Source organism: Isoptericola sp. NPDC060257, assembly GCF_042726645.1.
GTDB classification, from domain to species: Bacteria; Actinomycetota; Actinomycetes; order Actinomycetales; family Cellulomonadaceae; genus Isoptericola; species Isoptericola nanjingensis.
Map to the genome: position 1 here is coordinate 1 of NZ_JBHXAW010000136.1, position 11,096 is coordinate 11,096.

The 11,096-nt window shown below is 75.5% G+C and carries 8 protein-coding genes and 1 pseudogene; 5 read left to right on the top strand and 4 right to left on the bottom strand.

From position 1 onward, the window contains the following. The first annotated feature begins 16 nt into the window (after positions 1-16). Positions 17-541 (top strand): DinB family protein, encoded by a 525-nt coding sequence (locus ACFWEK_RS12445; protein WP_430547207.1) that lies wholly within the window; start codon positions 17-19, stop codon positions 539-541. A gap of 116 nt (positions 542-657) precedes the next feature. Here the strand turns inward: ACFWEK_RS12445 and ACFWEK_RS12450 are convergent, their stop codons facing one another. Continuing rightward, on the bottom strand, positions 658-1,890 hold the full coding sequence (locus ACFWEK_RS12450) for an MFS transporter (RefSeq protein ID WP_430554252.1): 1,233 nt from the start codon (positions 1,888-1,890) through the stop codon (positions 658-660). 334 nt (positions 1,891-2,224) lie between these two features. On the opposite strand from ACFWEK_RS12450, the gene ACFWEK_RS12455 reads away from it, so the two are divergent. Further along, the gene (locus tag ACFWEK_RS12455) at positions 2,225-6,748 is read left to right on the top strand and encodes a hypothetical protein (RefSeq protein ID WP_430554248.1); all 4,524 of its coding nucleotides are present in this window, start codon (positions 2,225-2,227) and stop codon (positions 6,746-6,748) included. Between the two features lie 33 nt (positions 6,749-6,781). After that, positions 6,782-6,988, top strand: coding sequence for a hypothetical protein (locus ACFWEK_RS12460; RefSeq protein WP_430554249.1), 207 nt, complete (start codon positions 6,782-6,784; stop codon positions 6,986-6,988). Between the two features lie 67 nt (positions 6,989-7,055). Here the strand turns inward: ACFWEK_RS12460 and mscL are convergent, their stop codons facing one another. After that, entirely contained in the window at positions 7,056-7,478 is a 423-nt protein-coding gene (gene mscL / locus ACFWEK_RS12465; RefSeq protein ID WP_430547316.1) for a large conductance mechanosensitive channel protein MscL, read from the bottom strand. A gap of 114 nt (positions 7,479-7,592) precedes the next feature. Next, positions 7,593-8,381: an SAF domain-containing protein gene (locus ACFWEK_RS12470; protein ID WP_430554250.1), complete on the bottom strand. Its 789-nt coding sequence runs from the start codon at positions 8,379-8,381 to the stop codon at positions 7,593-7,595. A 148-nt stretch (positions 8,382-8,529) separates the two neighbouring features. Here ACFWEK_RS12470 and ACFWEK_RS12475 point away from each other — a divergent pair, with 148 nt between their 5' ends. Continuing rightward, entirely contained in the window at positions 8,530-8,694 is a 165-nt protein-coding gene (locus tag ACFWEK_RS12475) for a hypothetical protein (protein ID WP_430554253.1), read from the top strand. Positions 8,695-8,708: 14 nt separating this feature from the next. Here ACFWEK_RS12475 and ACFWEK_RS12480 read toward each other — a convergent pair. Further along, positions 8,709-8,849 (bottom strand): annotated as a pseudogene (locus ACFWEK_RS12480) (FmdB family zinc ribbon protein); the annotation flags it as partial. A gap of 103 nt (positions 8,850-8,952) precedes the next feature. Here ACFWEK_RS12480 and ACFWEK_RS12485 point away from each other — a divergent pair. Continuing rightward, positions 8,953-11,096: penicillin acylase family protein (locus ACFWEK_RS12485; protein ID WP_430554251.1), on the top strand; the 2,144-nt coding region annotated here is incomplete at its 3' end.

Below are 11,096 nucleotides of genomic sequence, written 5' to 3' on the forward strand. Positions count from 1 at the left end.
GACGTACGCTGACGTCGTGACCTCCCCTGACGTCGAACCGCGCCTGGACTCAGCCGACCCGGCGGAGCAGTTCGCCGCCTACCTCGACCACTACCGCGCGGTGGTGGTCCGGAAGCTCGACGGGTTGACCGAGGCGCAGCTGCGCGAGAGCCGGCTGCCGTCGGGCTGGACCCCGCTGGAGCTGCTGACTCACCTGGTGCACATGGAGCGGCGCTGGTTCGTCTGGGGGTTCCTGGCCGAGCAGGTCGCGCACCCGTGGGGCGACAACGTCGACGACGCCCCGGAGAGCCCCTGGCACGTGCCCGACGACGTGAGCCGCGACGAGCTGGTCGCCGACCTGCACGCGGGCGGCGCGCGGACGCGCGAGATCCTGGCGGGCCACGACCTCGCCGCACGGGCGGCCGTCGGCGGGCGGTTCGCGGCGGACGACGAGGTGCCGACGCTCCTGTGGATCTGCTTCCACGTGCTGCAGGAGTACGCCCGGCACGCCGGGCACCTCGACGTCGTGCGGGAGCTGGCGGACGGCTCGACGGGGGAGTAGCACCTACTACCTCGCGCGTCGCGCTACTACCTCGCGGGGACACGTACTACCTCGTGGGGCCCGGTACTACCTCGCGGGGACACGTACTACCTCGTGGGGCCCGGTACTACCTCGCGTCAGTCGGCCTGGGCGTGGGCGATGTGCGCGAGCTGTCGCCACACGAGCACGAGCGTGAGGCCGGCGCCGACGAACCCGAACCACATGGGCGCGGTGAGGCCCCAGTGCTCGGCGAGCACGCCGCCGATCGCGTTGCCCACGACGATGCCGCCGAACACGCACATCATGTAGACCGAGCCGACGCGGCCCTGGAAGCGGGTGGGCGTGGCGCGCTGCCGCACCGTGTTGGACACGGTGCCCCACACGAACGAGTACGCGCCGAAGACGAACAGGATCGCCATCGCGGCCCAGCCGGTCGTCGCGAGGGCGAGGGCGAGGTGGAAGAGCACCTCGAGCGTCAGGCACACCTTCATGAGGGCGGACAACGACCACCGCCGCTCGAGCGAGCCGTACGAGAACGTGCCGATCAGCCCGCCGACGGCGGCGGCCGTGGTGAGCAGTCCGTACCCGACGGGGCCCATGTGCAGGTAGTCCAGCGAGTACTTCACGAGGATGCCCCACGGTGCCGCCCACGTGGCGTTGAAGACGAGGATCACCAGCGCGAGGGTGCGTACGGGCGGGTTGGTCCAGATCCAGCGCAGCCCCTCGGCGATGTCGTGGCGCACCTTGCGGGGCGTGGCCGGGTCGGCGCCGTCGGCCGGGGGTACGGGCGTGAGGACGACCTTGCTCACGAGCAGGACGGCGAGCAGCACGGTCAGCACCTGCGCGGCGAACGGCCACGCGGCCCCTGCGGCGAAGAGCGCGGCGCCGAGCGGCGGCCCGACGAGCTGGTTCGCGGTGAGGAACCCGGCCTGCAGGCGCGCGTTGCCGGTGCCGAGGTCGGCGGGCCGCACGAGCATGGGCAGCAGGGTCTGGGACGTGGTGTCGGCGAAGACCTCGGCCACGCCCATGAGCAGCATGGCCGCCAGGACGACGCCGATGTTGACGTGCCCGGTCACGATCACCGCGCAGAGCGCGGCGACGACGACGGCGCGCAGCAGGTTGGCGACGATGACGAGGCGGCGCCGGTCGAGGCGGTCGGCGAGCACGCCGGCCCACAGGCCGAACACGAGCCACGGCAGGCGCTGCAGCATCGCGGCGAGCGCGACGAGCATGGCGGAGCTCGTCTGCGAGGCGACGAGGAGCGGTCCCGCGGCAAGGGCGACGCCGTCGCCGATGTTGCTCACCCACGACGCCGACATCAGCCACCGGAACCCGGTGCCCATGCGTGCGGGGGCCACCGCCTCGACCATTCTTCTCACGGGCGCCCAGCCTAGGTGCCCCGGGCAGGCGCCCCTCCTCTGATTTTCCTCAGACGGGTTGCAAGGTTCGCCCCCGTCCCTTATTGACGTCGTCCCTGCTGGGCGGCACACTCTCGGTGACAGCGCGCATCGCCCGCCCCCTGCGCGGTGCGCGCTGTCCCTTGCCGGGCCGAGCCCGGCCCGACGCCCCTTCGGACCCCCCGCCGAGGGGGCGTCAACACGCTCCCGTCCTTCGCACCCCTCGCGGGTGCCCGGGAGCGTGTGCTCCGGCGGTTCCTCGGCGCGCCGACACCGGCGCGGCGGCAGCCCGTTCTACCGTGCTGGCGTGAGAGCCGCCCGACGATCCACCGCCACGACCGCGGTCGACCCCTCTGCCGGGGCACCCGCCGCGCCGGACCCGTCCCCGCGGACGGGCGCGGACGGCGGCCCGGCGGCGGGACCCGACCACCCCGACGACGCCTCCGCGCGCGACGCCGCCGGCAGCCGGTCCCCGCGACCGCCGGGCCCGTCCGGTGCCGACGGCCGCCGCGAGAGCGCGTCGTCCGCGGCGGCGGCCTCCGTCGAGGCCGCGACGCGCCGCTGGCGCGCCTCCCTGGTGGAGATGGTGGGCGGCTCGTCCCTGTCCGACGTGGGCCTGCTCGGCGAGGCGATCGTCGACCTCTCGAAGGCGCACCCGAACGGGGTCGCCGGGCTGTTCGCGGGGCGCCCGACCCGCCTGTCGAACCTGGTGCGCGAGGGCGAGGCGCTGCCCGCCGCGCGGCGTCGGGCGCGGGCGGTGGCGGCCCGCGCAGCCGAGCACGCGTCCCGGTACGGCGTCGCGCCCACCTACCTCGCGATCGGCGTCGCCACCTGGACCGAGCACGACGACGGGCCGGAGGTCCCGTTCGGAGGCGGCGGGCCGCAGCGGCACGACGTCGCGGCGCTCGCGCGGGTCGCGTCGTCGGGCACGACGACGGCCGCCCCTGCGGACGGCGACCCGGCCGACGACGCCGACCGTGGCGACGGAGACGGGGCGGAGCCGGGCGCAGCACCCGCGAGCGACCAGGACGGCGCCCCGGTCACCGGGGCTGCCGAAGGCCCCGTGGCCCCGGAGGACCAGGACGCCGAGGGGCCCGCGCTGACGACGTCGATCCCCGTCGTGTCGATGGCGGCACGCGAGCCGGTCGCCGCGCCGCGCGCGACGCCGTCGGACCCCGACGCCGCGACGCCCGCCGGCCGCGTGGTGCACGCGCCGGTCGTGCTGCGACCGGTGACGCTCACCCCGCGCGGGGACGGCGGTGCCGACTACGACCTCACGCTGGAGCCGACGGTCGAGATCAACCCCGTGGTGGCGCGCACGCTGCGTGCGCACGGGGCGCTGCTCGACCCGGCGGCGCTCGCCAAGGCGACGTTCACGCTCGCCGGCTTCGACCCGACGGACGTGCTGGCGCGGGTGGCGGCGCTGGGCGAGGCCGTCCTGGACGACTTCCAGCTCGACCGCCGCGTGCTCGTCGGCACGTTCGTGCACCCCGGCCAGGCGCTCGTCGACGACCTCGACCAGCTCGCGCCGTCGCTGCACCGGCACGAGGTGGTGGCGGCGCTCGCCGGGGTGGACGACGCGGCGCAGCGGCTGGCCTCGCTGGAGCTGCCGGCCCTGCGCCGGGGCGACGCGGACCCGACGCGCGAGCGGGGCGTGGGCGACCTCGACCCGCAGCAGCGCTCCGTGCTGGACGCGCTGGCCACGGGCGGGCACCTGTTCGTCGACGCCCCCGTCGGCTCGGACGTCGCGGGCACCCTCGCCGCCGTCGTCGGCGAGGCGACCGCCGCGGGCCGCTCCGTGCTCTACGTGACCGGCCACCGGCGTGCCGCCGACCGGCTCGCGCTGCGGCTGGAGTCCCTCGGGCTGGAGAGCCTGCTGCTCGACGTGCCGCCGCACCCCACGTGGCGCGAGGACGTGACCCGACGGCTGCTGTCCGCGATGGCGAGCGAGCCGGAGCAGGTCGACGTGGACGGCACCGCGCGCGTGCGCGACGCCCTGATCGGCACGCGCTCCCAGCTCACGGGGTACATCGAGGCGCTGCACCAGCCGCGCTCGCCGTGGCAGGTGTCCGCGTACGACGCGCTGCAGGCGCTCGCGCGCCTGACCGCCGAGCGGCCCGCGCCGTCGACCACCGTGCGGCTCGCCTCGGAGTCGGTGCTCGCGCTGACGCCGGAGCGACGACGCGAGGTCGCCGCCGGGCTGGAGCGGGCCGCCGCCCTGGGCGCGTTCACCCTGCGACCGGCGTCGACGCCCTGGTACGGGGCGCACCTGATGACCGACGACGACGCCCGCCAGGCGCTGGTGCGCGTGGAGCGGCTGCGCGACGTGACCCTGCCGCAGCTGCGCCGCCAGCTCGCGTACACGGGCGAGGTCACGGGCCTGACGACGCCGACGACGGTGCGCGGCTGGGGCGAGCAGCTCGCGATGCTCGGCGGGATGCGCAGCACGCTCGACCTGTTCCACCCGATGGTCTTCGAGCGGACGGCGGCCGACCTCGTGCAGGCGACCGCGTCGCGGCGCTGGCGGGCCGAGCACGGTATCGAGATGGGCTGGTTCGCGCGCCGCCGGCTGCACAAGCGCGCCAAGGACATGGTGCGCCCCGGCGTGCGGGTGCCGAACCTGCACGAGGCGCTGGTGCAGGTGCAGGAGCAGCGCGACGTCTGGGCCGAGCACGCGCAGCGCGGCGGCTGGCCGACCCTCCCCGAGGGGCTCGCGTCCATCGAGGACACGTACGAGGCCGTGCGCATCGACCTCGAGGCGCTCGAGCCCGTGCTGGCGCCGACCACCCTGGGCGGCCACCTCCTGGACCTCGACCTGGACGGCCTCGCGGAGCGCCTGCAGCGGCTGGCGAGCCACGCCGACTCGCTGGCCGTGCTGCCCGAGCGCACCAGCCTGCTGCGTGCCGCGCGCACCGCCGGCGTGGGCGACCTCGTGGACGACCTCACCGACCGGCGCGTGCCCGGCGACCTCGTCGCCGCGGAGCTGGAGCTCGCCTGGTGGTCGTCCGTCTTCGAGCAGCTGCTCGCCGGCGACCCCGTGCTCGCCGGGCAGGACGGCGTCGGGCTCGACGCGCTCGCGCGCCGCTTCCGCGACCTCGACCGCGAGCACCTCGCCGCGCTGTCCCAGCCGGTGCGCGTGGCGGCACGGGCGCACCTCGGGACCGCGATGCGCGAGGACCGGGACTCCGCGGAGGCCCTCTTCACGGAGCTCATCGAGGGCCGGCTGACGACGCTGCGCGACCTCGCGGAGCGGCACGGCGACATCCTGCGCCGCCTCCGCCCCGCGCTGGTCGCGACGCCCACCCTGGTGCCGCACCTGCTCCCCGAGCACCGCACGGCCGACGTCGTGATCCTCGACGCGGTGCAGCACGTGCCCACGGAGGTCGTGGTGCCCGCCCTCGCGCGCGGACGGCAGGTCGTCGTGGTGGGCGACCCGCGGTCGGCGTCCGGCACCAGCGTGCACGAGCTGTCCGCGCTGCTGCCCACGGTGACGCTGCAGCCGCACGAGCACAGCCGCGACCCGGAGCTGACCCGCCTGCTCGCCGCGCACGGCTACGAGGGGCTGCTGCGCCCGGCGCCCCTGCCGCGCGCCGAGCCGCTGGTGCACCTCGACGTCGTGGAGGGCACCGGCATGCCGGACCCGGTCTCGGGGAGCGTGGAGAGCACGCAGGCCGAGGTGGACCGCGTGGTCGAGGTGTCGATCGAGCACGCCCTGACCCGCCCGGAGGAGACGTTCGCGATCGTCACGGTGACGGCCGCGCACGCGGACCGGGTGCGCGAGGCGCTGCTCGCGGAGGTCCGCGCCAACCCCGCGCTGGCGCCGTTCTTCTCGGGCTCGCGGCCCGAGCCGGTCGTCGTCGCGGACATCACCGGCGTGGCCGGGCTCTCGCGGGACACGGTGCTGCTGTCCGTCGGCTTCGGTCGGACGCCGCACGGCCGGGTGCTGCACCGCTTCGGCGTGCTCGGCGAGGCCGGGGGAGAGGCCATGCTGGTCGGCGCGCTGGGCGCCACCCGCAAGCGGCTGCACGTCGTGTCCTGCTTCACCGCCGACGCGCTCGACCCCGAGCGCCTCCGCAGCGCCGGCCCCCGGCTGCTCGTCGAGACGCTGGAGCTGGCCGAGCGCCGGTCCGGCGTCGCCGACCAGGTGCGGCTCGGGAACGGCGTCGACGTGGGTCGTGCGCCGGACCGCCTGCTCGTCGACCTCGGCGAGCGGCTGTGGAAGCTCGGCTACCTCGTCGAGACCGACTACGGCGCCCCGGACGGCGATCGCATCCCGCTGGTCGTGGGCCACCCCGACCTGCCGGGCGAGCTGCTCGTCGCCGTGCTGACCGACGACGCCGCCTACGTCGCGGAGCCGTCCGTGCGCGTGCGGGACCGGCAGCTCGCCGAGCGGCTGGAGCGCCTGGGCTGGGTCGTGACGCAGGTCTGGTCCGCCGCCGCGTTTCTCGACCCCGACGGCGAGGCCGACCGGGTGCGCCGGCTCGTGCAGCGCGTGCGTGACGAGCGGATCGGCACCGCAGGCGGCGTCGTGCCCCCGCGCGAGGTCGTCGTGCCGGTGCTCCCGGACGAGGACGAGCCGCCCGTCGACCTCGGCGTCGCGCCCGACGTCGTCGAGGTCGCCGTCGAGGACCTGGCTGCGGCGCCGGTGCGGAACGACGATCTCGAGACCGCCCCGATGGACGCCGCGACCGCGCTGGACGGCGATGCCGCCCCGGCGGACGGCGCGGCGGTCCAGGACGAGGCCGGGGTGGACGCCGACGACGTGACGTCGGACGAGGTGGACGCCGGGACCTCGGCCGGCGACGAGGGCGAGGCACGGCCCGAGGCCTGACAGGACCCGCGGGCGATGCCCGACAATGGTCGGGTGAGCGACTCCACCGCACCGGCCGGTCCGGCGTCCGGCACCCCGACGGGTGAACCGACCCCGCGCAAGCGGGCGCGGCGCCGTGTGGTCCGGCAGGGCACGGAGCGGGAGACGGTGCCGGGCGAGACCGCCGACGACCGTGGCGGTCACGACGACAACGACGATCGCCTGCTGCGCGACGTGCCGCCGCACTGGGGCCGGCCCTGACGACGCGGTCGGCAGGCCCCGGGGACCAGGTCTCGACGGGCTCGGCCGGCGGCGTCGGTACCGCGGGTCAGTACCGCGAGCGGCCGGACTGCGCGGCGAGCAGGTCGCGGATCTCCTGCAGCAGGACCGTGTCCTGCGCCAGCGGCTCCGGCTCCACCTCCTGGCCGCGGGCGCGGCGCTCGGCGAGCTTGTTCAGCGGCATCACGATGGCGAAGTACAGCGCGGCCGCGACGATGAGGAAGTTGAGGACGGCGTCGAGGAAGCCGCCGACCGACAGCACCGACGGGCCGATGTCGCCGTGCGCGCCGCGCAGCGTGATGTCCCAGAGGTTGGTCAGGTCGGGCTTGCCGAAGATCGCGCCGATGATCGGGTTGAGGATGTTGTCGACCATCGCCGTCACGACGGCGGTGAACGCGCTGCCGATGATGATGCCGACGGCGAGATCGACGACGCTCCCTCGCATGATGAATTCCTTGAAGCCTGCGAACATGCTCTTCACGTGATTCCCCCTGTGGTGCGGCGCGCCCGGGCGAGCCGGGCGTGGGCTGACGGTCGCCGATTCTCGCGGGGGACGCGGCGGGCTGCAACGGCGGCCGCGATCGGGTCACCGCACGAGCACCGCGCCGACGGTGCCCCACCCGGACGCGGCGGACAGCCCCGGGGCCTCGCCCTTGCTCACCGCCACGAGGGTGACGTCGGCATCCTGGGACGCCGGCGCCGCGCCCGCCAGCAGGCCGCCGTCGACCGGCTCGACGGCGTCCGGCCGCGGCAGGACGAGCGCGCGCCGCGCGAGGTAGGCGTCGTCCCGCTCGGTGTCACCCTCGTCGTCCGCACGGTCGGTGCCGGCGGCCCGCGCGGCCTCGCCGGTGAGGACCAGGTCGACGCGGTCGCCCGGCCGCAGCCAGCCGGCCGCGGTGTCCTCCAGCCGCACGGGCACCACGACGGTCCCCCGCGGGGCCCGCGCGACCACGCCGCCGCCGGGCAGCAGCCCGGGGTGGAGGGGGACCCCGGCGGGCAGCGCCGTCACCGGCGTGCGCCCGACGAGCTCGGCGGGGTCCGTGGCGACGCCGTCGGGGGAGAGGGCGTCGGCCACCGCGACGGTGGTGAGATCCGCTGCGGCCACGGGCTCGCCCGCCGGGAGCGCGCGGGCGGGGACGACGACGTCCACCGTGGGCGGCGGGGCCGGCCGCACCGCCTGCACGACGGCGGCGGCCGCGAGCCCGCAGCAGACGGCGGCGAGCACGAAGCGCACCCGCCAGAGCAGGGACCGCAGCCGGCGTGCGACCCGGCGCCGCCAGGCCGGGCCACCGGGGTCGGGCGGACGCGGGGGCCCGGACCGTGGTTCCGGGGCGCGGCGGATGTCGGGTCGGGGGAGCGTGTCGAGCGGCGGCATGCGGGCGACGCTAGGTCGCCCGGTCGCCGGACGTCGGTGCGGCGCGACAGCCTGTGGACGGCGCCGGCCTGGGGGCAGCGTCCGCGGTCGGGACCGCCGCGACGGCGTCGTCGACCGGGGACCGCCGGACGATCAGGAGGAGGCGGCCTTGGACGCGCTGGACGACCCGGACGACGAGGTGCTCGACGAGCTGGTCGAGGACGAGTCCTTGCCGGAGGAGCCGCCCGAGGAAGCGGACGAGCCGCTCGACGACGAGGAGCTCGAGGACGAGCCGGAGCCCTTGCCCGACCCGGACCGCGAGTCGGTGCGGTAGAAGCCCGATCCCTTGAACGTCACGCCCACGGAGCCGTACTGCTTGCGCAGCGTCCCGCCGCACTCGGGGCAGACGGTCAGCGAGTCGTCCGTGAACGACTGGTGGACGTCGAAGGCGTGGCCGCAGTCGGCACACCGGTACGCGTAGGTGGGCACGTGATCTCCTCGTGGCGGACGCCGGCACCCGCCGGGAGGGGCGCGATGCTGGCACTCAGGTGATGCGAGTGCCAATCATACGCCGGACGGTAGTCTCGCCTGCGTGTCAGCGACCGTCACCCCTGCAGAACCCGGAAACCCGTCCGAGCCCGACCCCTCCCAGGACGTGACGGAGACCGAGGAGGCACCCCGCCGGCGCTCGCGGCTCCGCAGCGCCGTCGTCGGTGTCGCCGTCGTCGTGGTGCTGGCCCTCGTGGCCGGCACGGTCTTCACCGTCGTCACGCTGCGCCGGCCGCTGCCGGACCACGAGGGCTCGCAGCAGGTGCCGGGGCTCAGCTCCGCCGTCGAGGTGCGACGCGACGCGCAGGACGTGCCGCAGGTCTACGCGGACACCCCCGAGGACCTGTTCCGCGCCCAGGGCTACCTGCAGGCGCAGGACCGCTTCTTCGAGATGGACTACCGCCGCCACGTGACGTCCGGCCGCCTCGCCGAGCTCGTCGGCGACGTCCCGGAGGCGATCGAGGCGGACAAGGTGACGCGCACCTTCGGGTGGCGTCGCGTGGCCGAGCAGGAGTGGAACCTCGTCTCGGACGAGTCGCGCGAGTACCTGCAGGCCTACGCGCAGGGCGTCAACGCGTACCTGGAGAGCCGCGACCCCGAGGAGCTCGGCGTCGAGTACACGGTGCTCGGGGCGCGCGTGGACGTCGCCGAGCCCGAGCCGTGGGACCCGGTCGACTCGCTCGCCTGGCTCAAGGCGATGGCCTGGGACCTGCGCGGCAACTACGACAGCGAGCTCGACCGGGCCCTGGCGTACAGCACCCTCGGCGAGACCGACCTGGTCGACGAGCTGTTCCCGGCGTACGCCGAGAGCGGCAACCGGCCGGTGCTGCGCAACCGCGACCTGGACAACGAGCGGCCGGCGCGGGCGTCGGGCGACGCGACGGAGGGCGACGACGCCGGTGCCGACACCGGGACCGACGCCGAGCTGACGTCGGCCCTCACCGGCCGCGCGACCGGCGGGGCCGGCGAGGCGACCGCCGCGCTGGGCGCCGCCGTCGAGTCCACGCGCAGCGCGCTGGACGCGGTGCCGGTGCTGGTGGGCCGCGGCGACGCGGCGGGCTCCAACTCGTGGGTCGTGTCCGGGGAGCACACGGAGTCGGGCGAGCCGATGCTCGCGAACGACCCGCACCTCGCGCTGTCCGCCCCCGGGATCTGGTCGCAGGTGGGCCTGCACTGCAACGAGGTCTCCGCCGAGTGCCCGTTCGACGTCGCCGGCTTCTCGTTCGCCGGCTTCCCGGGCGTCGTCATCGGGCACAACGGCGACCTCGCGTGGGGCCTGACCAACATGGGCGCCGACGTCACCGACTTCTTCATCGAGCGGGTGCGCGGCGACACGTGGCTGAAGGACGCCGGTGCGGAGCAGTGGGAGCAGCTCGACACCCGCAAGGAGACCATCCGGGTCGCGGGCGGCACCCCGGTCGACATCACGGTCCGCAGCACCGAGCACGGCCCGATCGTCTCGGACGTGCTCGAGGTCGGGGACGTCGTGGGCTCGCCCACCTCGGAGGGCACGGAGTTCGGCGAGTACGCCGTCGCCCTGCAGTGGACGGCGCTGCAGCCCGGCCGCACGGCCGACGCCGTCTTCGCGTTCGACACGGCGAAGGACGCCGACGACGTGCGCGCGGCGGCCGCGCTGTTCGAGGTGCCGGCTCAGAGCATCGTGTTCGCCACCACGGACGGGCACATCGGGTACCAGGCGCCGGGCCGCATCCCGGTCCGCTCCGAGGTGAAGGGGCCCGTGCCGTCCGACGGCACCTGGCCCCGCCCCGGCTGGGACCCGCGCTACGACTGGCAGGGGTGGGTGGACGACGACGACATGCCGCGCGCGCTCGACCCGGAGGAGGGCTTCGTCGTCGCGGCCAACCAGGCCGTGCTGCGCGACGGGGCGCGTCCCTATCTCGCGGACGACTGGGACTACGGGTACCGCTCGGAGCGCATCCGCACCCTGCTCGCCCAGCAGATCGCGTCCGGCCGGCCGTTCACGGCCGAGGACATGAACCGCATCCAGAACGACGACTGGTCGGCGTTCGCGGAGGCACTCGTGCCCACCCTGCTCGACATCGACCTCGACGACTCCTACGTCGCCGCCGGGCAGGACCTGCTCGCGGACTGGGACTACCGGATGGACGCCGACTCCCCGGCGGCCGCCTACTTCGCCGCCGTGTGGCGCAACCTCCTGCAGGAGGC

Bases quoted from the DNA above. Each gene is read 5' to 3' on its own strand.
- ACFWEK_RS12450 (WP_430554252.1), bottom strand. From the start codon at position 1,890: ATGGTCGAGGCGGTGGCCCCCGCACGCATGGGCACCGGGTTCCGGTGG.
- mscL (WP_430547316.1), bottom strand. From the start codon at position 7,478: ATGTTCGCAGGCTTCAAGGAATTCATCATGCGAGGGAGCGTCGTCGAT.
- ACFWEK_RS12470 (WP_430554250.1), bottom strand. From the start codon at position 8,381: ATGCCGCCGCTCGACACGCTCCCCCGACCCGACATCCGCCGCGCCCCG.